The 22,042-nt window shown below is 68.4% G+C and carries 23 protein-coding genes and 1 pseudogene; 9 read left to right on the top strand and 15 right to left on the bottom strand.

Annotated elements, in window-relative coordinates:
- Positions 1–92: 92 nt before the first annotated feature.
- Positions 93–413, bottom strand: a pseudogene (locus ACQ859_RS21745) (hypothetical protein); the annotation flags it as partial.
- Positions 414–588: 175 nt separating this feature from the next.
- On the opposite strand from ACQ859_RS21745, the gene ACQ859_RS21750 reads away from it, so the two are divergent.
- The 3 genes from ACQ859_RS21750 (at position 589) to ACQ859_RS21760 (ending at position 2,382) form a co-directional block, all read left to right on the top strand.
- A complete protein-coding gene (locus tag ACQ859_RS21750) occupies positions 589–1,119 on the top strand; it encodes a gamma carbonic anhydrase family protein (RefSeq protein ID WP_431262715.1) in 531 nt (176 codons plus the stop codon).
- An 18-nt stretch (positions 1,120–1,137) separates the two neighbouring features.
- Entirely contained in the window at positions 1,138–1,740 is a 603-nt protein-coding gene (locus ACQ859_RS21755) for an alpha-ketoglutarate-dependent dioxygenase AlkB (protein ID WP_431262716.1), read from the top strand.
- Between the two features lie 222 nt (positions 1,741–1,962).
- Positions 1,963–2,382, top strand: a complete 420-nt coding sequence (locus ACQ859_RS21760) for a VOC family protein (RefSeq protein WP_431262717.1) — start codon at positions 1,963–1,965, stop codon at positions 2,380–2,382.
- A gap of 61 nt (positions 2,383–2,443) precedes the next feature.
- Here the strand turns inward: ACQ859_RS21760 and ACQ859_RS21765 are convergent, their stop codons facing one another.
- The 3 genes from ACQ859_RS21765 to ACQ859_RS21775 all read right to left on the bottom strand — a co-directional run bounded on the left by ACQ859_RS21765 (position 2,444) and on the right by ACQ859_RS21775 (position 3,975).
- Positions 2,444–2,821 carry a DUF1801 domain-containing protein gene (locus ACQ859_RS21765; protein WP_431266624.1) on the bottom strand — a complete coding sequence of 126 codons (378 nt, stop codon included), beginning with the start codon at positions 2,819–2,821 and terminating at the stop codon, positions 2,444–2,446.
- Between the two features lie 185 nt (positions 2,822–3,006).
- A complete protein-coding gene (locus ACQ859_RS21770) occupies positions 3,007–3,420 on the bottom strand; it encodes a VOC family protein (protein ID WP_431262718.1) in 414 nt (137 codons plus the stop codon).
- 102 nt (positions 3,421–3,522) lie between these two features.
- Positions 3,523–3,975: a helix-turn-helix transcriptional regulator gene (locus ACQ859_RS21775; protein ID WP_431262719.1), complete on the bottom strand. Its 453-nt coding sequence runs from the start codon at positions 3,973–3,975 to the stop codon at positions 3,523–3,525.
- Positions 3,976–4,062: 87 nt separating this feature from the next.
- Between ACQ859_RS21775 and ACQ859_RS21780 the strand changes: the two genes are divergently transcribed.
- The 4 genes from ACQ859_RS21780 (at position 4,063) to ACQ859_RS21795 (ending at position 8,941) form a co-directional block, all read left to right on the top strand.
- A complete protein-coding gene (locus ACQ859_RS21780) occupies positions 4,063–6,267 on the top strand; it encodes an OsmC domain/YcaO domain-containing protein (RefSeq protein ID WP_431262720.1) in 2,205 nt (734 codons plus the stop codon).
- Between the two features lie 180 nt (positions 6,268–6,447).
- Positions 6,448–7,311 (top strand): alpha/beta hydrolase family protein, encoded by an 864-nt coding sequence (locus ACQ859_RS21785; protein WP_431262721.1) that lies wholly within the window; start codon positions 6,448–6,450, stop codon positions 7,309–7,311.
- A gap of 17 nt (positions 7,312–7,328) precedes the next feature.
- Positions 7,329–8,084 (top strand): hypothetical protein, encoded by a 756-nt coding sequence (locus tag ACQ859_RS21790; protein ID WP_431262722.1) that lies wholly within the window; start codon positions 7,329–7,331, stop codon positions 8,082–8,084.
- Between the two features lie 32 nt (positions 8,085–8,116).
- Positions 8,117–8,941, top strand: a complete 825-nt coding sequence (locus tag ACQ859_RS21795; RefSeq protein ID WP_431262723.1) for a helix-turn-helix domain-containing protein — start codon at positions 8,117–8,119, stop codon at positions 8,939–8,941.
- Between the two features lie 19 nt (positions 8,942–8,960).
- Here the strand turns inward: ACQ859_RS21795 and ACQ859_RS21800 are convergent, their stop codons facing one another.
- From ACQ859_RS21800 to ACQ859_RS21835, 8 genes are all read right to left on the bottom strand, one after another.
- On the bottom strand, positions 8,961–9,767 hold the full coding sequence (locus ACQ859_RS21800; protein ID WP_431262724.1) for an N-acyl homoserine lactonase family protein: 807 nt from the start codon (positions 9,765–9,767) through the stop codon (positions 8,961–8,963).
- 67 nt (positions 9,768–9,834) lie between these two features.
- Positions 9,835–11,343: a sensor histidine kinase gene (locus ACQ859_RS21805; RefSeq protein WP_431262725.1), complete on the bottom strand. Its 1,509-nt coding sequence runs from the start codon at positions 11,341–11,343 to the stop codon at positions 9,835–9,837.
- On the bottom strand, positions 11,327–12,010 hold the full coding sequence (locus ACQ859_RS21810) for a response regulator transcription factor (protein WP_431262726.1): 684 nt from the start codon (positions 12,008–12,010) through the stop codon (positions 11,327–11,329). Before ACQ859_RS21810 ends, ACQ859_RS21805 begins: the two co-directional genes overlap by 17 nt.
- Positions 12,011–12,131: 121 nt before the next feature.
- Entirely contained in the window at positions 12,132–12,776 is a 645-nt protein-coding gene (locus ACQ859_RS21815; protein ID WP_431262727.1) for a hypothetical protein, read from the bottom strand.
- A 245-nt stretch (positions 12,777–13,021) separates the two neighbouring features.
- On the bottom strand, positions 13,022–14,188 hold the full coding sequence (locus ACQ859_RS21820) for a HAMP domain-containing sensor histidine kinase (protein WP_431262728.1): 1,167 nt from the start codon (positions 14,186–14,188) through the stop codon (positions 13,022–13,024).
- Entirely contained in the window at positions 14,185–14,892 is a 708-nt protein-coding gene (locus ACQ859_RS21825; RefSeq protein ID WP_431262729.1) for a response regulator transcription factor, read from the bottom strand. The genes ACQ859_RS21820 and ACQ859_RS21825 overlap by 4 nt, the downstream gene beginning before the upstream one ends.
- Positions 14,870–15,193 carry a 4Fe-4S binding protein gene (locus ACQ859_RS21830; protein ID WP_431262730.1) on the bottom strand — a complete coding sequence of 108 codons (324 nt, stop codon included), beginning with the start codon at positions 15,191–15,193 and terminating at the stop codon, positions 14,870–14,872. Before ACQ859_RS21830 ends, ACQ859_RS21825 begins: the two co-directional genes overlap by 23 nt.
- Entirely contained in the window at positions 15,193–15,645 is a 453-nt protein-coding gene (locus ACQ859_RS21835; protein ID WP_431262731.1) for a hypothetical protein, read from the bottom strand. Before ACQ859_RS21835 ends, ACQ859_RS21830 begins: the two co-directional genes overlap by 1 nt.
- A 674-nt stretch (positions 15,646–16,319) precedes the next feature.
- Here ACQ859_RS21835 and ACQ859_RS21840 point away from each other — a divergent pair.
- On the top strand, positions 16,320–19,178 hold the full coding sequence (locus ACQ859_RS21840) for a valine--tRNA ligase (RefSeq protein WP_431262732.1): 2,859 nt from the start codon (positions 16,320–16,322) through the stop codon (positions 19,176–19,178).
- Here ACQ859_RS21840 and ACQ859_RS21845 read toward each other — a convergent pair.
- On the bottom strand, positions 19,120–20,094 hold the full coding sequence (locus ACQ859_RS21845) for an NAD(P)-dependent oxidoreductase (RefSeq protein ID WP_431262733.1): 975 nt from the start codon (positions 20,092–20,094) through the stop codon (positions 19,120–19,122). The two genes, ACQ859_RS21840 and ACQ859_RS21845, sit on opposite strands and share 59 nt — an antisense overlap.
- A gap of 84 nt (positions 20,095–20,178) precedes the next feature.
- On the opposite strand from ACQ859_RS21845, the gene galU reads away from it, so the two are divergent.
- Entirely contained in the window at positions 20,179–21,048 is an 870-nt protein-coding gene (galU, locus tag ACQ859_RS21850) for a UTP--glucose-1-phosphate uridylyltransferase GalU (protein ID WP_067274262.1), read from the top strand.
- Positions 21,049–21,151: 103 nt separating this feature from the next.
- On the opposite strand, the gene ACQ859_RS21855 is transcribed toward galU, so the two are convergent.
- Together ACQ859_RS21855 and ACQ859_RS21860 are read right to left on the bottom strand one after the other, a co-directional pair.
- The gene (locus ACQ859_RS21855; protein ID WP_431262734.1) at positions 21,152–21,379 is read right to left on the bottom strand and encodes a sulfurtransferase TusA family protein; all 228 of its coding nucleotides are present in this window, start codon (positions 21,377–21,379) and stop codon (positions 21,152–21,154) included.
- Positions 21,380–21,459: 80 nt separating this feature from the next.
- Positions 21,460–21,987, bottom strand: coding sequence for an NUDIX domain-containing protein (locus ACQ859_RS21860; protein ID WP_431262735.1), 528 nt, complete (start codon positions 21,985–21,987; stop codon positions 21,460–21,462).
- Positions 21,988–22,042: the final 55 nt, after the last annotated feature.

A 22,042-nucleotide genomic window follows, 5' to 3' on the forward strand; every position in this document is an offset into this window, starting at 1 on the left:
CCATCATGCCGCAAGGCTGTATCGGAACAGTGCCGGGCGCGCCATTCAGCCCGCCTTCAGTCCGCGGTTCAGCCCGCTGTTGAGCACGCGGTTCAGGCCTGCCAGACCCCATAGCCCGCCTCGCGCAGGCCGATGGCGAGTTCGACCTCCATCTCCCGCGCGGCCTCGTAGGGCATCGGGTTGTAGACCTCGTACAGCTGCGGCAGCAGGCGCAGGCCGTAGTCGAAGACGAAGCGGTTGGACTGGATGCCGGCCTTGTGCTTGTCGAAGCGCAGGTCGGGGTCGAGCCCCGTCATGCCGACGTAGACGAAGGGCATGCCGAGGCGGTAGTCCGGATTCGACTTGCGGAAGCGCGGCTCGTTCCAGACCTGGTCGGCGAGCTCGACGACGTAGACATAGTGGTGATGACGCTTTTCGCGCGGCGCCTTGACGGCGGGCTTCGCGGCTGATTTCGCAGCGGACTTCGTCGCGCGTTTGGAAGCCGCTTTGGGAGCCGCTTTGCCCCCCGCTTTGGCAGCAGGCTTCGCGACGGTCTTCTTCGACGCCGCGACAATGCCACTCTTCTTCCGCTGCCCGCCCTCGCCCGCCATGCCGCTGTCCCCTTACCTCGATACCGCCCCGGTGCTCGCCGAGCGCGTCTTCGTCCATGACTCCGCCCAGGTGATCGGCGACGTCACCCTCGGTCCCGACAGCTCGGTCTGGTGCAACACCGTGCTGCGGGGCGACGTGAACCGGATTGTGATCGGCGCCGGCACCAACGTGCAGGACCTGACGATGGGGCATGTCTCGCACAAGAACCCGAAGAAGCCGGACGGCTCGCCGCTGATCATCGGCGACCACGTGACGGTCGGCCATTCCGTCATCCTGCACGGCTGCCGCATCGGCAACGAATGCCTCATCGGCATGGGTAGCATCGTGATGGACGACGTCGTCATCGAGGACCGCGTCATGCTGGGTGCCGGCAGCCTGGTGTCGCCGGGCAAGGTGCTCAAGAGCGGCCACCTGTACATCGGCCGGCCCGCGATGCCCGTGCGCGAACTCACCGCCGACGAGATCGCCTACCTGAAGTACTCCGCCGAGCATTACATCCGGGTGAAGGACAACTACCTGCGAGGCTGAGCGGTAAAGCGGCTTCTCATGGACCAGTCCAGTCTCTTCGACGATCTCGACCCGCCCGCCGACGCGCTGCCCGAAGGCATGACGTATCGCTCGGGCTTCCTGACGTCGGACGAGGAAGGCGCGTTGATCGCGCTGATCCGCTCGCTGCCGCTGGAGGCGGCGCAGTACAAGGAATACACCGCGCGGCGCCGCGTCGTCAGTTATGGCGGCAGCTTCGACTACGACGCCAACCGTCTGCGCCCGACACAGGCGCTCATCGAGGAACTGCAGCCGCTGCGACGCCGCGTCGCGGAGTGGGCAGGTGTTGCACCGGAGGCGCTCGTGCACGCGCTGGTGGCCGAGTACACGCCCGGCACGCCGCTGGGTTGGCATCGGGACGTGCCCGATTTCGAGGAGGTCTTCGGCGTGTCGCTCGGCGCGGCGGCAACGCTGCACTTCCGCCCTTATCCGCCCGATGCGCCCGATGCGCCCAAGCGCGGCCACGTCATCAAGGTGAGCGTCGAACCGCGGTCGATCTACGCGCTGCGAGGTCCGGCGCGTTGGGCGTGGCAGCACAGCGTCGCGCCGGTGGAACGGCTGCGCTGGTCGATCACGTTCCGCACTGCGCGGCGGCACCGATGACGGCGGCCGCCCGCTCGATGAGGTCGATCATCCGCTGATCGCACGTCGAGATTTGCGGTCTTCTCGGCGCGCTTGACCACGCTCGCACCGCGCCACTACGATGGCGACCGCTCCGCAGTCATCATGACCGCACCGAGCCGTAAGCGTTTACGTCAGCCAACGCGCAACCCCACTGGCATTCCGACGCCCTTCGCGTCTTGCCGGCTTGCGCACAGGCATACCATGACCACGCATTCCACGACGGTTCGTTCCACGCTCAACCATCTGAGCTTTCCCTCCCACGACGTCCCCGCCACTGCCGCGTTCTTCGAGCATTTCCTCGGCTTCGCCGTGCTCGCGATGGGCCGCAGCCGTGTCGTGAAGAAGGACGCCCTCGACATCGTCATCGAGGACGCCCGTGATCGCGACATCACCTGGCCCGGCAACTTCCACATCGGCGTCGAGGTGTCGACGATAGCCGACCTCCAGCGCATCCACGCCGACATGGCCGGCGCGGGCGTGCCGATGGAGACCGAGCTCATCTCGCACGCACGAGGCTCGCGTTTCTTCTGCTGGATGCCGGGACAGCTGATGCTCGAAGTCAACACCCGCGAGGACGCGGCACCGGAGTACCGCAGGACCTTCGCGAGCCAGCAGGGCTGAAGCCCGACGACTGGAAGCTGAAAGCTGAAAGCGGGAGGCAGAAGAGCCGGGCCAGGCGGACTCAGGCCGCCGGCTTGGCCTTCTTCGGCTTCGCGGCCGCGTCGTTCAGCGCCGCAGCCGCCTGGAACAGCGCCTTCAACGCGGTCTCGTCGATCTTCTCGCCCTTGCGGATGTCGATCGCGCGGCGCGCGTTGCCGTCCAGGCTCGAGTTGAAGAGCTGGCCCGGATCCGCCAGCTTCGCGCCCTTCGCGAAGGTCATCTTCACGACGTCCTTGTAGGTCTCGCCGGTGCAGATCTGGCCGTTGCGCTCGAACACCGGCGTGCCGCGCCACTTCCACGTCTCCTCGACACCCGGCACCGCCTGCTTCATGAGCTTGCGCAGCCGCGCGAGCATCTCGCCGCGCCAGTCGCCGAGCTCCTCGATGCGGGCATCGATCATCTTGGAGGCATTCACGCCGGGGACGTTGTCGTCGCTCGGCGCGGCGCTTCTGAAGGTGCTCTTGACGGCCGGCTTGACCGCCTTCTTCGCCACGTACGTCGCGGCGTGCTTGGCGGAGGTCTTCGCGGCGCCGGTCAAGGGCTTCTTCTTCGGATCGGTGGTGCTGGGCATGCGGGTCTCCGGGGTCAGTTCTTGAGCTGCTGGATACGGATCATGTTCCCCGCCGGGTCGCGCACACCGAAGTCACGCACGCCGTAGGGCTGGTCGGTGGGCTCCTGCACGATCTCCGCGTCCCGCGACTGCAGGCGCTGGAAGGTCTCGTCCAGGTCCTTCGCGCCGAGCAGCAGCATCGCGTAGGTGCCCTTGGCCATCATCTCCGCGATGGTGCGCTTCTCCTCATCGGTGAGGCCAGGCGTGGCGTTGGGCGGGAACAGGACGATCGAGGTGTCCGGCCTGCCCTTCGGCCCGATCGTGATCCAGCGGTTGCCGCCGAAGGCGACATCCTTGCGGATCTCGAAGTCCAGCCCGTCTCGGTAGAAGGCCAGCGATTCCTCGGCGTCGACGTGCGGCAGGAAGGTCGAGTGGATGGTGATGTCCATGCTTGTCTCCAGTGGGGTGATCCCAGATGAGCGTTTCCAGAAGGCTGATGCCAGCGGGGTTGGCGGCCGTCGCCGCCGAAGTCCGGACCCTTGGAACGCAGTCTAGGGGGACGTTTTCTCCGGCGCTTCTCGATTCCTGATCGGACGCGTCACCTGCCTGGCGACGCAGGACGGCAGGCCTTCGGCCTCGGCCGCCGAGTCGCGGCGGTAGACGCTGGGCGGCATGCCGACCAGCTCGGCGAAACGCGTGCTGAAGGTGCCCAGCGACGAGCACCCGACTTCGAAGCAGACCTCGGTGACGCTGAGGTCGCCGCGACGCAGCAGCGCCATCGCGCGCTCGATGCGGCGCGTCATCAGGTAGGCGTAGACGGACTCGCCGTAAGCGAGCCGGAACTGCCGGCTCAGATGCCCCGCCGACATGCCGATGCCCAGCGCGAGCGCCTCCACGTCCAGTGGCTGGGCGTACTCGCGATCGATGCGGTCGCGCACGCGCCGCAGGCGCGCGAGGTCGCGCAGCCGCGTGTCGAGGCTGCCGGAGGTCTCGGGGGAACTCATCCGGACATCCTATCCGCCGGTCCCGCCTCTCCAGGGTCCCGGATGCCGCCCGCGATAATGCTGGATAACCCGCACACGAGTCCCCGCATGGAAATCAAGGTCAACTTTCTCGACAAGCTTCGCCTGGAAGCCAAGTTCGATGATTTCACGGTCATCGCCGACCAGCCCATCCGCTACAAGGGCGACGGCTCGGCGCCGGGTCCGTTCGACTATTTCCTGGCTTCCTCGGCCTTGTGCGCGGCCTACTTCGTCAAGCTGTACTGCGTCACCCGCGACATCCCGACCGAGAACATCCGCCTCTCGCAGAACAACATCGTCGACCCCGAGAACCGCTACCAGCAGATCTTCAAGATCCAGGTCGAGCTGCCCGCGGACATCTCCGAGAAGGACCGCCTGGGTATCCTGCGTTCCATCGACCGCTGCACGGTGAAGAAGGTCGTGCAGGCCGGGCCGGAGTTCATCATCGAGGAGGTCGAGAACCTCGACGCCGACGCGCAGGCCCTGCTGACGCTGAATCCGGATGCGACGGCGGCGACCTACATCCCGGGCAAGGACCTGCCGCTGGAGCAGACCATCGCCAACATGACGGCGATCCTGGCGAACCTGGGCATCAAGATCGAGATCGCCTCCTGGCGCAACCTGGTGCCCAACGTGTGGTCGCTGCACATCCGCGACGCGCATTCGCCGATGTGCTTCACCAACGGCAAGGGCGCCACCAAGGAGAGCGCCCTGGCGTCGGCCCTGGGCGAATACATCGAGCGCCTGAACAACAACCACTTCTACGCCGGCGTGTTCTGGGGCGAGGACATCGCCAACGCCGACTTCGTGCACTACCCCGACGAGCGCTGGTTCAAACCCGGCCCGGACGATGCGCTCCCTGAGGGCCTGCTCGACGAGCGCTGCCTGGCCTGGTACGACCCCGACGGCGAGTTGCGCGCGTCGCACCTGATCGACACCAACTCCGGCAATGTGGCGCGCGGCATCTGCGCGCTGCCGTACGTGCGGCGGTCCGACGGCGAGGTGGTCTATTTCCCGTCCAACCTCGTCGAGAACCTGTACGTCAGCAACGGCATGAGCGCCGGCAATACGCTGGCCGAAGCGCAGGTGCAATGCCTGTCCGAGATCTTCGAACGCGCCGTCAAGCGCGAGATCCTGGAAGGCGAGATCGCCCTCCCCGACGTGCCGCAGGCCGTGCTCGACAAGTACCCCGGCATCGTCGCCGGCATCCGCAGCCTGGAGGAGCAAGGCTTCCCGGTGCTGGTGAAGGACGCGTCGCTGGGCGGCGTCTACCCGGTCATGTGCGTGACGCTGATGAACCCGAAGACCGGCGGCGTGTTCGCCTCCTTCGGAGCCCATCCCAGCCTGCAGGTCGCGCTGGAGCGCAGCCTGACGGAACTGCTGCAGGGCCGCAGCTTCGAAGGCCTGAACGACCTGCCCCGGCCCACCTTCGCCAGCAACGCGGTCACCGAGCCCAACAACTTCGTCGAGCATTTCATCGATTCCAGCGGCATCGTGTCGTGGCGCTTCTTCAGCGCCAAGGCCGACCACGCGTTCGTCGAATGGGACTTCTCCGGCCAGGGCGCCGACTCGAATGCCGAGGAAGCCGCCACGCTGTTCGGCATCCTCGAGGACATGGGCAAGGAGTCCTACATGGCGGTGTACGACCAGCTGGGCGCGACGGCCTGCCGCATCCTGGTGCCGGACTACTCGGAGATCTATCCGGTCGAGGACCTGATCTGGGACAACACCAACCAGGCCCTGGCGTTCCGCGCGGACGTGCTCAATCTGCACCGGCTCGACGATGACCAGTTGGAGGCGCTGCTGGAGCGACTCGAAGACAGCGAGCTCGACGACTACACCGACATCGCCACGCTGATCGGCATCGACTTCGACGAGAACACGGTCTGGGGCCAGTTGACCCTCCAGGAACTGAAGCTGCTGATCCATCTCGCGTTGGGGCAACTGGAAGAAGCGCAGGAACTGGTCGGCGCCTTCCTCCAGTACAACGAGAACACGGTCGATCGCGGCCTGTTCTATCAAGCCGTGAACGTGGTGCTGGAAGTGCTGCTGGACGACGAGCTGGACCTGGACGATTACGTCGTCAACTTCCGCCGCATGTTCGGCAACGAGCGCATGGACGCCGTGCTCGGGTCCGCGGACGGCAGCGTGCGCTTCTACGGCCTGACGCCGACCAGCATGAAGCTGGAAGGCCTCGACCGGCATCACCGCCTGATCGACAGCTACCGCAAGCTGCACGTGGCGCGGGCCGCCGCGGCGGCCCGCAAGGGCTAGGCGGGCTGACACACGCGGTCCATCCCGGGCATCCGCCCCGGGCATCAGTTTCGGGTTTTCCCTGAGCGATCCTAGGGGTTCCTCCCCCGGATGCGTACAAGGCACTCCGCCGGTGCGCTTCCTAGACTGGGGCCGCCCTGTCGCATCTCGCGGCACGGGCGCCTCATCAAGGGAGACACCATGACTCAGAGAGCTTCGCTGCGGACCGCCCTGCGGGCCGCCGCCCTGTGCGTCGCCTTCGCCACCTTCGCCGCGGGCCACGCCTCGGCGCAGATCGGCCCGGATCCCACGTCCGCCAGCCTCAACGCCACCGCGGGATCGTTCGCGGTCTCGACCAGCAACGTCACGCTGGCGCGCGGCTTCGGCGGCGGCACCATCTACTACCCCACCACCGCCGGCCGCTACGGGGTCGTGGCCATCAGTCCCGGCTTCACCGCCACCCAGTCCAGCGTCGCCTGGCTGGGCCGCCGGCTGGCCACGCACGGACTGGTGGTGATCACGATCAACACCAACACGACACTGGACCAGCCCGCCAGTCGCGCCACACAACTGATGGCGGCGCTGAACCACGTGGTCAACAGCGCCAGCAGCACGGTGCGCGCCCGCGTGGACAGCACGCGGCTGGCCGTGGCCGGCCATTCGATGGGCGGCGGCGGCGCGCTGATCGCCGCGGAGGACAACCCGACGCTCAAGGCCGCGCTGCCGCTGACGCCGTGGAACCTCAGCACCAGCTTCACCCAGGTGCGCGTGCCCACGCTCATCGTCGGCGCCGACGGCGACACGGTGGCCTCGGTCGCCGCGCATGCGCGCCCCTTCTATGCGAGCCTGCCCGCCTCGACCTTCAAGGCCTATGCGGAACTGAACGGCGCCACCCACTTCACGCCCAACAGCACCAACACGCCGATCGGGCGTTACGGCGTGACCTGGATGAAGCGATTCGTGGATGCGGACACGCGCTACTCGCCGTTCCTGTGCGGAGCGGCGCACACGGCCTACGCCACCGCGCTGGTCTTCGACCGCTACAACCAGAACTGCCCGTACTGAGCCCGACGGAGGACACCATGTCGCACTCGTCCGATCGTCACCGGGGCCGGCGCATCGCGCTCGCCCTTGCCGCCGGCCTGGGCGCCGTGGCGCTCCTCGTCTGGCTGGCCGCCGGGGCTCACGCGCCGGCGGCCGGCGAAGATCCGAAGACGGCTTTCCCGTGGTCCCGGACGGCCGAGGCAGCCGGGGCATCCGCGCCGGTCGCCGCTCCGACCGCGACTGCACCAGCGGCGCTCGACGGAAACGCCGGCGTCAGTCCGCACGCGACGATGTCGGCATCGGCATCGGCGCCGGGGCCAGGTCTTGCCGAGCCATCCCGACGTGTCTTCCAAGCCGACGCCAAGGGGCGGCTTGTCATCGACCAGCCGATGCGGTTGCGCGCCGAGGCGCTGCTGGCGCTCAACGAAGGCGATGCGCTGGCCGCGCGCATGGACGCCGAACTGGCCGGCCTGCCGGCGCCGGCCGCGGCGCGAGCGCGCGAACTGGTGGCGCAGTTCGAGGCCTACCAGGCCGCGCAGGCGGCGGCGTTCCCGCCGGGCCAGGCGCCGCTGGTGCCCGAGGAAGGACTGGTGCAACTGCAGACGATGCAGGCGCTGCGAGCGGCCCACTTCGGCGCGGAAGCGGCCCGGGAGATGTTCGCGCAGGACGACGCCGTCGCACGGCGCATCCTCGAGCTCATGCGAGAGGACACGTCCACCGCGCGCAGCATGGAGGAGAAGGCCATGCGCGCGCAGCTCCGTTATGACCAGGAGCGCGGCGCGGTCCCACCTTGACGCGATGGCGCTGCCGGTCGCAGCATGTCCTCATGACGTCTGGCAACTTCGTCGGCCCGCGTTTGGGCCTGTTGGGGGACAGCTTCATCTACGCGAGCGGCGCCGTTCGCTCGCGCGTGCGGCGCCACTCGGTCACGCTGGCCTGCGCGCTGACGCCGCAGCCGCTGAGCGTCAGCGTCGACGGCCAGCACTGGTCAGGCCGTCTGGTGGCGGTGCGTCCGTTCTCGACGCGCGCCATCGACTCCGGCGGACAACCCGCCGTCTTGATCGACCTCGAGCCAACGCACCCGCGCTACAACACGTTCAGCCGCTCCGCGGACCCCACGCCGGTGCGCGTGCTGGACGAGCAGCACTTCGCCGGTCTGCTGGACTGCGCGTCCGCCTTCGCCCACCACGGGCTGAGCGGGCGGCGGCTGCAGGCCTCGGTGCAGATGCTCGTGGGCAGCGTGGCCGACAGCGTCTCACCGCATCAGCCGCTGGATCCGCGCGTGCTGCAGATGATGGCCGGGCTGCGGCTGGATCCGGCGCAGGACCTGGCGGCGCTGGGCGCGCCGGTGGGACTGTCCGCCGCGCAGGCCTCGCGCGGCTTCCTGAGATCGCTGGGCATCACGGCGCGGCAGTACGCGCTGGCGGTGAAGATCCAGCGCGCGGCCATGTTCTTCGGCAGCGGCCGGGCCTTGACCGCGATTGCGCAGGCGTCCGGATTCACCGACTCCGCCCATCTGGCGAAGGTGTGGGTGCGCTGCTACGGCGAGTGCCCCTCGCGCTACTTCGGGCAGCTCCGCAGCGCGCCGGAGGGTCACGTGGACCACGCCTGGCGGCAGCGGGTCAGCCTGATGGGCGTGGGCGGCGGATGATTCCGGCGCCTGACCGCGGCTACTTCGCCGCGGCCGGGAACGCCGGCAGCTTGCCGATGTCGCGCGGGTCGTGCTGGATGATGACCGTGGCCTTCAGGTTCTTCTCGATCTGCTTGACGCGCTGGATCGAGGCCAGCGTCTGCGCCCGGTCGTCGTTGAAGCCCGGCACGCCGTCGTGCTCGTAGTTCTCGTGGAAGTGGACCGAGTCCCCGCTGAGGATCACCGGCCCCATTTCCTTGAGGCGGACCAGCAGGATGCTGTGGCCCGGCGTGTGCCCCGGCGCGCGCAGGACCATCACGGTGCCGTCGCCGAAGACGTCCTTGTCGGCGCTGAGCGGCTCGACCTTGCGCTTCTCGGCGATCCACTCGGTGAAGCCCTTCGCGTTCGCGCCGGCCATCGGCGGCGTCGCGTTGATGGCGTCCCAGTCGGCCTTGCCGATCAGCAGCGTTGCGTTCTTGAACAGGCTCACCTGGCCGGTGTGGTCGGCGTGGAAGTGGCTGATGCCGACGAACTTCACGTCCGCGGGATCGACCTTGATCTGCTTGAGCAGGTCGCCCAGCGGCTTGTTGGTCGCGTTGGGCGCGGAGCCCGGCAGGTAGCCGGTGTCCCACACCATCACGTCCGCGCCGTGCCGGATGACGTAGCAGCTGAAGGTGAAGGGCTTGGACGTCTCGGTGTAGGCGAAGGTGTCGCTGAAGCGCCGCGGGTCGTTGGTCCCGTTGCCGCAATCGAGCCGCGTCAATGTGACCTCCTGGGCCGCCGCCGACAGGGACGTCAGGGACAAGAGCGCGCCCGCCGCGAGCGCCATCCAGAAGCGTGTCTTCATGTCGTCTCCTTGATCGCGGGGATGATAGCCAGGAAGCAGCCTGCTGTGAGCCCGGCGTCGCCACCGGTCAGAACAGTGCGCGCGACAAGGCCCGGGAGTAGCCTGCCTGAACGCCAGCGCCGGAGGGACGCGACGGTCTGTTGGCCGCGGTCGCGGACGGCTCATGACCGCGCACGCGCGACGCCGGCGGCTCGCCGCGATCGGGGCCGACACTCGCCGCCTCGGTCATGTCGCACCGCACCTCGAGGCCCGGTGCCGGCGACCGCCGCTGCGCGCTCAATCGCCAGCCGTGCGCCGACGCGATCTCGGTGCAGATCGCCAGTCCCAGTCCCGCCCCCTGCTCACGCCGGTCCGTGCCGCGCCAGAAGCGCTCGAAGATGCGCGGCAGGTCCTGCTCGGCCACGCCCTTGCCCTGATCCGAGACCGAGAAGCCGTCCGGCCGTGCCTCCAGCGTGACGACGCTGTCCGGCGGACTGTGCTGGATCGCGTTCTCCAGCAGGTTCTTCAGCAGCGTGAACAGTGCGCCCCGGTCCGCACGCCAGAAACGCAACGACGGGCTCAGGTGCAGGCCCAGGGTCACGTCATGCCGCGCGGCCACGCGTTCCATGAAGTCGAAGACCTCGCGCAACGCCGGCGTTGGATCGATCGCCTCGACGCGGTAGTTGCGCTGCTCGCTGGCTTCCGCCAGCAGGAGCAACTGCTGCACCTGGCGCGCGACGCGGTCGACGTCGTCCAGCACCTGATCCCGCCAGGCGCCGGCCTCGGCCAGCTCCACCTGCGCGCGGATCAGCGCCAGCGGCGTCTTCAGTTCGTGTGCGGCATTCGACAGGAACTCCTGCTGCGTCTTGAATCCGCCTTGCAGCCGGTCCAGCGCCGCGTTGAAGGCCTCGACCAGCGGCCGCAGTTCGCGCGGCTGGTCCGCAGCAGGCAGGCGCTCGGCCAGTGTCCGCGGCGCGATGCGGCGCGCGGCGCTGGACGCCGCGCGCACCGGCAACAAGGCCTGACGCAGCGCCACGTTGATCGTGATCAGGAAGATCAGCACGAAGGTCGCGCCCAACGCGATCACGCCTTGCCGGAAGACGTCGAAGCCGATGGACTCCCGCATCTGCAGCACCATGCGATCGGTGACGGCGAACTGCACGTACCAGCGGCGGCCGGCGTGGTCGAACGGTACGGTCGCGCCGTGCATCGCGATGCCCTTGCGGTTGAAGACGAAGGACTGCCGGCGCGGCTCGAATTCCTTGCCGTCCGGCGCGATCGTCGTCTTGATGCCGTCCGACGAGTAGGCGACGTAGCCCTCCTTGTCCGCCACGCGCAGCATGACCTCGTGGCGCAGACTGTCGAACAGCCAGGGCTCGATCGCCTTCTCCTCGATGCCGACCGGCCAGCCCTGCGCATCGAAGCGCAGATGGCGCGCGATGGACTCGCCGTTGTCCTCGATCTGGTCGCGCAGCACCCAGCGCGTGAACGGCTCCCACAGCACCATGGAGGCGAATCCGACCAGCACCGCGCTCAGCAGCATGCTGGCCGCCAGCACCGCCAGCACGCGGTTGCGCAGGCTATTCGGCCACCGCATCTTGAAGCGCATACCCATGGTTCCTGAGATTGACGATGCGCAGTTCCGACCCGAGCGAGCCCAGCTTCTTGCGCAGCCGATGCAGTGCCACGTCGAGCGCGTTGGGCGTCACCGCCTCGGACAGCCCCCAGGCCGCCGCCTCCAGCGCCGCGCGCCGGACCGTGCGTCCCTGCTGCTGCACCAGCGCGATCGCGATCTGCAGCTCCGCCGGGGCCAGCGCCACCGAGACCTCGCCGCGCACCAGCAGCGCCTCCTCGATCACGACCTCGATGTCGCCGAAGACCGCCCGCGGTGGCCGCACCGCGACCGACCGGCGCATCAGCGCCCGCACGCGCGCCACGAGCTCCTCCATCGGGAAGGGTTTGGCCAGGTAGTCGTCGGCACCGGACTCGAGCCCGTCGATGCGGTCGTGCAGGGCGTCCCGCGCCGTGAGCATCAGACAGGGCGTGCCCTGGTGCGCCGCGCGCAGGCGCTTGACCAGCGTCAAGCCGTCGCCGTCCGGCAGGCCACGGTCGATGACCAGCGCGGCATACCCGACGTCGCGATGCGCGACCCAGGCAGGCTCCAGCGCGTGGAAGACATCGGTCGGAATGCCGGCGGCCTGCAGGGCCTGACGGATCAGGTCGGCCAGCCGGACGTGATCCTCGACCAGGGCGATTCGATTCATGGGCAGCGAGGGCGGAAATGCGGATGTTAAAGGCGCATCCTCCGTTCCCCCGACTTACCCGCGGCTTACCGGGCCGCGACGGACAGCGCCCGCCCCTCTGACGTCTGCGCTGCGCCGTCCCTCACGCCGCCTCCGGCACCGGCTCGTGGTACTGCACCACCGGCACGCCGTCGCGGATGGCCTGCTCGTAGACGCCGAGCATGCCCAGCGCCTCGCGCAGGTCGTCGCGGATCGCCGCGGAGGCGATGACCGCCTCGTCGTCGTTGCACAGCGCGCCCTCCTCCTCGTCATCGCGCTTGAGACGGCAGACCAGCTCCGCGATGACGGCGGCATGTTCGATGCGCTCGCGCAGCGTCTTCATCGCCAGGCCGACCGTGATGTCGCGCCGCGGCACGCAGTACTCGACGCTCCCCGGCGCGAAGCGGCTCAGCGACGGGTACATGCGCGACTGGTAGAGGAAGGCTTCGAACTCCTGGCCGTTCAGGCGCAGCAGCGGCCGGAGCTCCAGCAGGCGGCGCTGCATGAACAGGGTCTTCGCGGGCCGCGGGGCAGGCGCGGCGGCCGCCCCCTCCGCGCCGAACGGGGGCGGTGGCGCCGGCGGGGCGCCGTTGCCGCCGCTCGCGTCCAGGGCCTGCGCGACAAGGTCGGCGCCGGGATCGTCGTCGAGCTCGTCATCGAGGCTGTCTGAAAAGGCGGACGCACCGCTGAAGCGCGCGGCGGCAAGGGGGCCGGACGCACCGGCTTGAGAGAAGGACATCGAGGTCATGGACAACTCCATTCAGATCGGATCAATTCATCAACATCACCTTCGTCGGGATGATCTGGACCGCGCCAGACGACGCGGGAGAGTCATCTTCCTCGTGCCGTCCTCAAGACCGGGCACGAAAAGATCAATGAAATCGATTCAATGAAATCGTCGGTATCGGCGCCACACGGCTTCTCGTAGCAGGACTGACTTGTCCCGGTAGGCGACTCCTCAGGTCCCACTCGCATGAGTGGGTGAACCGCGTCTCAGGGGAATCTCACCGCCGCCTCGAACCCCGGCTGTGCGTTGCGAAGCTCCAGGCGACTGCCGTGCGCCTCGGCGACGAGCCGGCACAGCGACAGGCCCAGACCCACGCCGCCCTCGCTGCGGGCCCGCGCCTCGTCCGGCCGGAAGAACGGCTGGCCGAGCTGCGAGAGCACGTCCGGTGACACGCCGGACCCGTGGTCCCGCACGGTGAGCCTGACGCCCTGGCCATCGCGCTCGACGGACACCATCACGGGTCCGGCCTCCGGATCGTTGTGTCGCAGCGCGTTGTGCACCAGGTTGCGCAGCAGCAGCTGCACCCGCATGCGGTCGAGCTTGAGCACCGGCAGGTCGCGCTCGATGCGCAGCGCCACGCCCGGCTGGTCCTGCTCGCGCGCCAGCGCGCCGAGGTCGCAGTCGGCGACGTGCAGCGCCCGGTGCCCGCTGCCCAAGCGCTCGCTCTCCAGCAGCGCCGAGATCAGCTCCCGCATCTGCGCGAGCTCGTCCAGCAGCGCCTCCTTCGACGCGCCCTCGTCGACCAGCTCCGCGTGCAGCCGCGCCCGCGTCAGCGGGCTTCTCAACTCGTGGCTGATCGCCAGCAGCAGCGCCCGCTTGCCGTCGAGCATCGCCTGGATGTCCTCGGCCATCTGGTTGAAGCGGTGCGCGAGGTCGCCGATCTCGTCGCGGTGGTAGATCGGGACGCGATGCTCGAGATCGCCCCGCCCGAAGGCTTCCGCACCGGCCGCCAGCTCGCGCAGCGGTCCCACCAGGTGGCGGATGCCGCCGTAGGCAAGACCTGTCACCAGCAACAGCAGCGGCACGGCCCACAGCAGGCCGTACTCGACCTGCATCGAGGCCCACAGGATGCCGATGCCGGCGCAGGCCAGCACGACGAAGATCGCGATCAGCCGCGCGCCCAGCGAATGCTTGAACTGCGCGTGATGCCGGTGCCAGCGCTGGTGCCAGCGGTTGCGCGCCCGCATGTGCCAGCGCCAGCCGCGCTCGCGCGGGAACGGGATGCCGCCGGCCTCCATCTCCGCCCAGCGGCGCATCTTCTCCAGCTTGTGCATGCGCCGCATCTGCCGCGCGCGGCGCCGCCATTCCTCGCGGTGCGCGTGGCGCTGGCGCGGATCGTTCCAGTGGTCGTAGGGGTGGCGCGGACCGGTCATGCGCCCTCCTCCGCTGCTGGCAGCGCGAAGCAGTAGCCCGCATTGCGCAGCGTCTTGAGCGCCTCCAGCGGTTCGAGCTTGCGGCGCATCCGGCTCACCAGGATGTCCACCGCCCGGGTGTAGAGGTCGGCTTCCTGGCCGCGCAGCCGGTTCAGGATCTCGTCGCGCGAGAACACCCGCCCCGGCTCGCGGGCCAGCATCAGGAGCAGCTCGTACTCGGTGCTGGTGAGCTCGACCGGTCCCGCCGCCACCGTCACGACACGGCGGGCCGTGTCGATGTCCAGGCCCGCGAAGCGCAGCAGCGTCGCCGGCACGGAGGCGGCCGGCGCCAGCCGCGTGCGGCGCAGGATGGTCTGCAGCCGCGCCGCGAGCTCGCGCGGCTCGAAGGGCTTGGCCAGGTAGTCGTCGGCCCCCAGCTCCAGGCCGACCACGCGGTCGGTCAGGTCGCCGCGCGCGGTCAGCATCAGGATCGGGATCTCGCGCCAGGGCTCCGTGCCGCCGCGCACGCGCTTGCAGAACGCGAAGCCGTCCATCTCCGGCAGCATGCCGTCCAGGATCAGCGCGTCGAAGCGTTCCCCGGCCAGGCGCGCGAGCGCGGCGCTGGGCCGCGTCACGGCGCTCAGGTCGAAATCGAAGCGCGCCAGGTAGCTCGCCAGCGGCGCGGCCAGCGCCTCGTCGTCGTCAATCAGCAGCAATCGATGCATCGTGACGTCCATTGTGGCTGTGCCGGACCAGCGTGATCGCCCGTTCGGGACAGGCCTTGACGCAATGGCCGCAGGCGCGGCACACGTCGGCGTTCGGCGTGAAGGCCTGCTGCCAGCCGTGCGCGTAGCCGCGCAGCTTGCCGAACAGGTTCAGCTCCTTGCGCCGGTCCGCCGGCAGCGTGCCGACCGAGAAGACACCGTACGGGCAGACCTCGACGCAATCGCCCTTGCCCTCGCAGCGGTTGCGGTCGATGACCGGCCGCAGCAGCCCCGGGGGCTGCCGGCAGTCGCGGCGGTCCATCAGAGGCTCCGCTCGCCGGAACCGTCGCGGCCATCACGACCATCACGGCCGTGTCCGCGATCACGTCCGTCTCGCCCGCCGCGCGCATCACCGTCACGGCCCGCCCGACGGCGCAAGCGGCGCAACATGAAACGCAGCATCTGCTGCTGGTCGAAGTCCAGCGCGTCGAAGAAGTCGCCGAAGGCGGCCACCAGCGCCGGACCGGTCGCCCGCAGCGCCTCGATCTGGCCGTCGAAGAGGTCCTGCGCCTCCTCGCGGCGGAAGTTCTCGCTCTCGAAGAGCCGCGCGACCTCGGGGCCGCGCGCCAGCGCCTTCACCGCGCGCCTGGCCGTGGCGAGCTGGTCGACCAGCCGCGCCAGCAGTTCGGACTGGCTGTCGCTCAGGTCCAGAAAGGCGCGGGCCCGGGCTTGCAGCCTCTCGCCGCGGCCGGCGTGGTGGGCATCGGGTCCCACGCCCCCGCCGAGGCCGTCCCACCCATGACCGCCGTGGTGACCATGGCGACCGTGGTGGCCGTGGCGACCGTGTCCGCGTCCATGTCCGCCATGGCGGCCGTATCCACGGTCTCCAAGACCGCCCCACCCCCAGGGAAGCCACCGAAACCGCCGAAGCGGTACCAGGGTCCGGTGACGGGCACCGGGCCGTAGTAGCCATCGTCACACACAGGGCCGAAAGGACCGAAACGACCAGCGTGGTCGAAGTGAGCGTGCTGACGGTCATGGTGGTGGCTCCAGCGTCGAAACAGATGCATGTTGCAATTCCTCGGTAAAGCCCGGGTGTCCGGGCGGTGAATCCATGTCGCCATGATTCCCATGCCCCCTCGCCAGGGCATCTCACCGCGGTATCGCTGTTTTTCGTTTTGTATCGCCGTCGCCCGGCCGAGGGAATGCCTCCAAGGGGGAACCGGGCGAAACGCAGAGAAAACGCGGAGCAAACCGCGTCCCTGCTGACACGACGCGTCAGGGAGTCGGGATTCGACATCGCCCTCCACGGTGGGAAGCGTTTCCCCCTCTGGGGTGTCCCCCGTCTCAGGCCGCCCGCCGCGGGCGTCGCGGGGTCCCGCCGCCCTACAATCGCCGGCTCACCTTGTCCCTCGCCCAGATGACACCGCTTCACGGCGGCTCGCCCCATGACCGAACTCGCCAAGTCCTTCGAACCCGCCTCTCTTGAAGCCCACTGGGGCCCGCTGTGGGAGTCCAAGGGCCTTTACGAGCCGACGCTCGATCCGGCCAAGCCGTCGTTCAGCATCCAGCTGCCCCCGCCGAACGTGACGGGCACGCTGCACATGGGCCACGCGTTCAACCAGACCATCATGGACTCGTTGACGCGCTACCACCGCATGCGCGGCCACAACACGCTGTGGGTCCCCGGCACCGACCACGCCGGCATCGCCACGCAGATCGTCGTGGAGCGCCAGCTGCAGGGCCAGGGCCAGAGCCGCCACGACCTGGGCCGCAAGAACTTCGTCACCCGCGTCTGGGAGTGGAAGCAGCAGTCCGGCTCGACCATCACCCAGCAGATGCGCCGCATGGGCGACTCGGTGTCCTGGGGCCACGAGTACTTCACGATGGACGAGAAGCTCTCGCCCGTCGTCGTCGACACCTTCGTCAAGCTCTTCGACGAAGGCCTGATCTACCGCGGCAAGCGCCTGGTGAGCTGGGACCCGATCCTGAAGTCCGCCGTCTCCGACCTCGAGGTCGAGAGCGAGGAGGAGGACGGCTCGCTGTGGCACATCCGCTATCCGATGGCCGAGGGCGAGGAATCGCTGGTCGTCGCGACCACGCGTCCCGAGACCATGCTGGGCGACACCGCCGTCATGGTCCATCCCGAGGACGAGCGCTACCGGCACCTGATCGGCAAGCAGGTGAAGCTGCCCATCACCGGCCGCCTGGTGCCCGTGATCGCCGACGACTACGTCGACAAGGAGTTCGGCACCGGCGTCGTCAAGGTCACGCCGGCGCACGACACCAACGACTACCAGGTCGGCCAGCGCCACAAGCTGCCGATGCTGACGATCTTCACGCTGGACGCGACCGTCGTCGACACGATGGACGAGATCCCGGCCGAGTACCGCGGCCTGGACCGCTTCGCCGCGCGCAAGCTGATCGTCAAGGCGCTCGAGGACCAGGGCCTGCTGGTCGAGGTCAAGAAGCACAAGCTGATGGTGCCGCGCTGCACCCGCACCGGCCAGATCATCGAGCCGATGCTGACCGACCAGTGGTTCGTCGCCACCAGCAAGCCGGGCAAGGACGGCAAGTCCATCGCGCAGAAGGCGATCGACGTCGTCGCCAGCGGCGAGGTGAAGTTCGTCCCGGAGAACTGGGTCAACACCTACAACCAGTGGATGAACAACATCCAGGACTGGTGCATCTCGCGCCAGCTCTGGTGGGGCCACCAGATTCCCGCCTGGTACGGCAGCAACGGCGAGATCTTCGTCGCCCATGACGAGGCCGAAGCCCAGGCCAAGGCCGCCGCGGCCGGCTACACCGGCACGCTCAAGCGCGACGAGGACGTGCTGGACACCTGGTACTCCTCGGCGCTGGTGCCCTTCTCGACGCTGGGCTGGCCGGCCAAGACGCTCGAACAGGACCTCTTCCTGCCGTCGTCCGTGCTGGTGACCGGCTACGACATCATCTTCTTCTGGGTCGCCCGGATGATCATGATGACGACGCACTTCACCGGCCAGGTGCCCTTCAAGCACGTGTACATCCACGGCCTGGTGCTGGACGCGCAGGGCAAGAAGATGAGCAAGTCCGAGGGCAACGTGCTCGATCCGGTCGACCTGATCGACGGCATCGAGCTGGCCCCGCTGCTGGACAAGCGCACGCAGGGCCTGCGCAAGCCCGAGACCGCGCCCAAGGTCCGCAAGGCCACGGAGAAGGAATTCCCCGAAGGCATCCCCGGCTACGGCGCCGACGCGCTGCGCTTCACCTTCGCCGCGATGGCGACGCTGGGCCGCAGCGTCAACTTCGACAGCAAGCGCTGCGAGGGCTACCGGAACTTCTGCAACAAGCTGTGGAACGCCACGCGCTTCGTGCTGATGAACACGCAAGGCCAGGACTGCGGCCTGGTGGAGCACACCAAGGAACAATGCGCCCCCGGCGGCAGCGCCCACGGCTACCTGCAGTTCTCGCAGGCCGACCGCTGGATCGTCAGCGAACTGCAGAAGGTCGAGCAGGCCGTGGCTCAGGGCTTCGCGGACTACCGCCTGGACCAGGTGGCCAACGCGATCTATTCGTTCGTGTGGGACGAGTACTGCGACTGGTACCTGGAGCTGGCCAAGGTCCAGCTGCAGACCGCGCAGGCGGAGGGCAACGAGGCCGCGCAACGCGCCACGCGCCGCACGCTGATCCGCGTGCTGGAAACCATCCTGCGCCTGCTGCACCCGATCGCGCCGTTCATCACCGAGGAACTCTGGCAGACCGTCGCCCCGATCGCGGGCCGCAAGGCGACCGACTACCTCGTGACGGCGGCGTACCCGGTCGCCCAGCCGGAACGCATCGATCCGCAGGCCGTCGCCTGGGTCGAGCAACTGAAGTCCGTGGTCGGCACCTGCCGCAGCCTGCGCGGCGAGATGGGCCTGAGCCCGTCCGACCGCGTGCCGCTGCTGGCCGGTGGCGACCTGTCCTTCCTGCGCGAAGCCGCGCCCGCGCTGAAGGTGCTCGCCAAGTTGCTGAGCGTCGAGCTGATCGAGGACGAGGCCGCGTTCAACGCGCAGAGCGCGATGTCGCCGGTGCTGGTGCACGGCGCGGCGCGCCTGGCGCTGAAGGTGGAGATCGACGTCGAGGCCGAGCGCGCCCGCATCGCCAAGGAGGTCGCGCGGCTGGAGGGCGAGGTCACCAAGGCCAAGGCCAAGCTGGACAACGAAGGCTTCGTGGCGCGCGCACCGGCGGCCGTCGTGGAGCAGGAACGTCAGCGCATCGCCGACTTCAGCGCCACCGTGGCTCGGCTAAAAGATCAGGCAGCGCGCCTGGGTGGGTCGGCCTGAACTCAGGCTGAACGGCGGGCGTGGCCAGGATCTCGGAGATCCGCCGCGCCACGCTCCACGCGGCGCGCATCCTTGACTCGCGCGTCGTCGCCGCGATCCGCGGCGTGACCTGCAATCCGGGCACGCCGTGCAACGGACGCCCGGTCTCCATCAGGCCCGGCTCCATCAGGTCGAGCCACGCGGCGAGCAGCCGACCGCCTTGCAGCGCGTCGGCCAGCGCCTGTTCATCGAACAGCGCCGAGTGCGAGGTCGACACCAGAACCTGGGACGGCTTGCAGAAGTTCAGCACCCGCTCCCCGATCAGGCCGCGATAACGCGGGAAGTAGGCCAGCTGCACGCTCACCGCGTCGGCAGCCTGCATCAGTTCGCGCAGACCGTAAGGCTCGATGCCCCACTGGCCCCAGAGCGGGTCGGCATGGTGCAGGCTCGGGTCATAACCGATCACGCGCGCACCAAAGGCCGGCAGCAGCGTCGCCAACTGGCGCGCCGACGGCGTGAGGCCGACCAGGCCGACGGTCGCGCAGCCGAGTTCTCTTCCGACCCAGTTGCCGTCCGCCCCCTGCACCGGCACGCGACGCATCAGCGCCAGCAGCGCGCCGATGACGAACTCGGCTTCCGCCGACGCCGCTGCGGTCGGCGCGCGCACCACCTCGATGTTGGCGGCGCGGCAGGCTTCGAGATCGATGTTCTCCGCACCGGCACCGATGCGGCCCACGGCACGCAGGCGAGGTGCGCGGCGGATCATTTCCGCATCGAGCGCGATCGAGGCGGGCAAGAAAATTGCCTGGGCCTGCGCAACATGCTCTCTCAAGGCGTGCGGCGCCTCCGCCAGATCGGGTGCGGCCTGGATGACATGGCGCTCCGCCAGCCATTCCAGGACGTCAGCCTCCAGCGGTTCCAGGACTAGCACTGCCATGAGTGGTTTGGAGAGGTTTGTTTGATTTTCTTTCAGCTGTGCCGTGCAAGAATGCCGGCGCAATTACCGTCGGAGTGTACGTAAATGGCCCTCATCAACAAGGCAATCTTCCCGGTTGCTGGACTCGGCACACGCTTTCTGCCCGCCACCAAGGCGCAGCCGAAGGAGATGCTGCCCGTGGTCGACAAGCCGCTGATCCAGTACGCGGTGGAAGAAGCCTACGCGGCGGGCATCCGTCAGATGATCTTCGTGAACGGCCGTAACAAGCGTGCCATCCCGGATCATTTCGACACCGCCTTCGAACTCGAGACCGAACTCGAAGCAGCCGGCAAGAAGGAACTGCTGGCGATGGTGCATTCCATCAAGCCGGACGACATGGAGTGCATCTACATCCGACAGCCCAAGGCCCTCGGCCTGGGCCACGCGGTGCTGTGCGCCCAATGCGTGGTCGTCAACGAGCCCTTCGCGGTGCTGCTGGCCGACGACCTGATGGTCGGCAAGCCGCCGGTGCTCAAGCAGATGGTGGACCAGTTCTCCGAATGGCAGGCGTCCATCCTGGCCGTCCAGGAAGTGCCGGCCGAGCACACCAAGCGCTATGGCATCGTGGCCGGCGCGCCGATCAGCGACCGCCTGATGGATCTCACTCACATGGTCGAGAAGCCTGCTCCCGAGGACGCCCCGTCGCGCCTGGGCGTGGCCGGCCGCTACATCCTGACGCCGGGCGTGTTCCGCGAGATCGCCACGCAGCCCCGCGGTGTCGGTGGCGAAATCCAGCTGACCGACGGCATCGCCGCGCTGATGCGCCGTGAGAAGGTCTTCGCCTTCCGCTACGAAGGCAAGCGCTACGACTGCGGCAGCAAGGAAGGTTTCCTGCAGGCCAACGTCGAACTGGCCCTGGCGCACCCGGAACTGGGCGCCAGCTTCCGCGAGTACCTCAAGGCGCTGGAAATCTGACCGCGCTGAACTTCTGACGGCAGGACTTCCCGTCACTGCGCCGTCATGAAGCGAAAAGGCCACGCTGAGCGTGGCCTTCTTCATTTCAGGGCGTGTCTTCGATTCAGCGTCGCTTGAGCACGTGGATGAATTCGTCGCCGGCCGTGGTCTGCTCGACCAGCTCGTTGCCGGTTTGCCGCGCGAAGGCCTGGAAGTCGCGCGTCGAGCCGGGATCCGTCGCGACGACCTTCAACAGCTGGCCGCTTTCCATCTCCGCCAGGGCCTTCTTGGCCTTGAGGATGGGCAGCGGGCAGTTCAGGCCGCGGGTGTCGAGTTCCTTGTCAATGTCCATGAGGTCGTCCTTGCCGCCGATGACCGGGGCCGATGAAGCGGGATTCTAGTCAGCCGGCCGGTCAGCGACATTCAACCGGTTCAGGTGCGAGGCGCCATCCACTTCGGGTCGATGCCTCGTCCGCGCAGCCAGTCGGCCAGGGCCTGCCCGGTGCCGGCGGGCCAGCACTCAAGCTGCTCCGGCGGGGTCAAGGTGTACTCGACCAGCTCCGGCGACAGCGTGACCTCGCCGCGCGCGGGCACGTGATAAGCAATGAGGACCTGATTCTTCTTCTGGAAGTCGTAGACGCCGATCAGCGTCGCGCCCAGCGCCTCCAGCGAGGTTTCTTCCAGCACCTCGCGCCGGATGCCCTCTTCCGGTGATTCGCCGGCTTCCATGAAGCCGGTGATCAGGCCGAAGAACGGGCCCGGCCAGGCCGCGTTGCGCGCGAGCAAGACCTGACCCTCACGGTCGACGCACTCGACGACGGCAGCCAGCACCGGCGTGGGATTGTTCCAGTAGGTGAAGTCGCAGTTCGGGCAACGCAGCCGGGACTTGGGGCCGCCGTCTTCCGGCAGCTCGATCCATGCCAGTTCACTGGCGCATTGCGGGCAGAAGCGGAAGGTCATGCGGCGTGGGCGCTGGAGCGCCTGCGTGTCGTGGAGCGGCCATCATCCCCGATCG

Source organism: Roseateles chitinivorans (genome assembly GCF_050632235.1).
GTDB lineage: Bacteria > Pseudomonadota > Gammaproteobacteria > Burkholderiales > Burkholderiaceae_C > Roseateles > Roseateles chitinivorans_A.

What these genes read in the sequence shown, in the direction of transcription:
- ACQ859_RS21805 (WP_431262725.1), bottom strand. Translation starts at nt 11,343, where the DNA reads ATGCGGTGGCCGAATAGCCTGCGCAACCGCGTGCTGGCGGTGCTGGCG.
- ACQ859_RS21770 (WP_431262718.1), bottom strand. Translation starts at nt 3,420, where the DNA reads ATGGACATCACCATCCACTCGACCTTCCTGCCGCACGTCGACGCCGAG.
- galU (WP_067274262.1), top strand. Translation starts at nt 20,179, where the DNA reads ATGGCCCTCATCAACAAGGCAATCTTCCCGGTTGCTGGACTCGGCACA.
- ACQ859_RS21765 (WP_431266624.1), bottom strand. Translation starts at nt 2,821, where the DNA reads ATGATCGATGCCCGCATCGAGGAGCTCGGCGACTGGCGCGGCGAGATG.
- ACQ859_RS21860 (WP_431262735.1), bottom strand. Translation starts at nt 21,987, where the DNA reads ATGACCTTCCGCTTCTGCCCGCAATGCGCCAGTGAACTGGCATGGATC.
- ACQ859_RS21840 (WP_431262732.1), top strand. Translation starts at nt 16,320, where the DNA reads ATGACCGAACTCGCCAAGTCCTTCGAACCCGCCTCTCTTGAAGCCCAC.
- ACQ859_RS21815 (WP_431262727.1), bottom strand. Translation starts at nt 12,776, where the DNA reads ATGACCTCGATGTCCTTCTCTCAAGCCGGTGCGTCCGGCCCCCTTGCC.
- ACQ859_RS21750 (WP_431262715.1), top strand. Translation starts at nt 589, where the DNA reads ATGCCGCTGTCCCCTTACCTCGATACCGCCCCGGTGCTCGCCGAGCGC.
- ACQ859_RS21775 (WP_431262719.1), bottom strand. Translation starts at nt 3,975, where the DNA reads ATGAGTTCCCCCGAGACCTCCGGCAGCCTCGACACGCGGCTGCGCGAC.
- ACQ859_RS21790 (WP_431262722.1), top strand. Translation starts at nt 7,329, where the DNA reads ATGTCGCACTCGTCCGATCGTCACCGGGGCCGGCGCATCGCGCTCGCC.
- ACQ859_RS21780 (WP_431262720.1), top strand. Translation starts at nt 4,063, where the DNA reads ATGGAAATCAAGGTCAACTTTCTCGACAAGCTTCGCCTGGAAGCCAAG.
- ACQ859_RS21820 (WP_431262728.1), bottom strand. Translation starts at nt 14,188, where the DNA reads ATGACCGGTCCGCGCCACCCCTACGACCACTGGAACGATCCGCGCCAG.
- ACQ859_RS21855 (WP_431262734.1), bottom strand. Translation starts at nt 21,379, where the DNA reads ATGGACATTGACAAGGAACTCGACACCCGCGGCCTGAACTGCCCGCTG.
- ACQ859_RS21760 (WP_431262717.1), top strand. Translation starts at nt 1,963, where the DNA reads ATGACCACGCATTCCACGACGGTTCGTTCCACGCTCAACCATCTGAGC.
- ACQ859_RS21845 (WP_431262733.1), bottom strand. Translation starts at nt 20,094, where the DNA reads ATGGCAGTGCTAGTCCTGGAACCGCTGGAGGCTGACGTCCTGGAATGG.
- ACQ859_RS21795 (WP_431262723.1), top strand. Translation starts at nt 8,117, where the DNA reads ATGACGTCTGGCAACTTCGTCGGCCCGCGTTTGGGCCTGTTGGGGGAC.
- ACQ859_RS21785 (WP_431262721.1), top strand. Translation starts at nt 6,448, where the DNA reads ATGACTCAGAGAGCTTCGCTGCGGACCGCCCTGCGGGCCGCCGCCCTG.
- ACQ859_RS21800 (WP_431262724.1), bottom strand. Translation starts at nt 9,767, where the DNA reads ATGAAGACACGCTTCTGGATGGCGCTCGCGGCGGGCGCGCTCTTGTCC.
- ACQ859_RS21830 (WP_431262730.1), bottom strand. Translation starts at nt 15,193, where the DNA reads ATGGACCGCCGCGACTGCCGGCAGCCCCCGGGGCTGCTGCGGCCGGTC.
- ACQ859_RS21810 (WP_431262726.1), bottom strand. Translation starts at nt 12,010, where the DNA reads ATGAATCGAATCGCCCTGGTCGAGGATCACGTCCGGCTGGCCGACCTG.
- ACQ859_RS21755 (WP_431262716.1), top strand. Translation starts at nt 1,138, where the DNA reads ATGGACCAGTCCAGTCTCTTCGACGATCTCGACCCGCCCGCCGACGCG.
- ACQ859_RS21825 (WP_431262729.1), bottom strand. Translation starts at nt 14,892, where the DNA reads ATGCATCGATTGCTGCTGATTGACGACGACGAGGCGCTGGCCGCGCCG.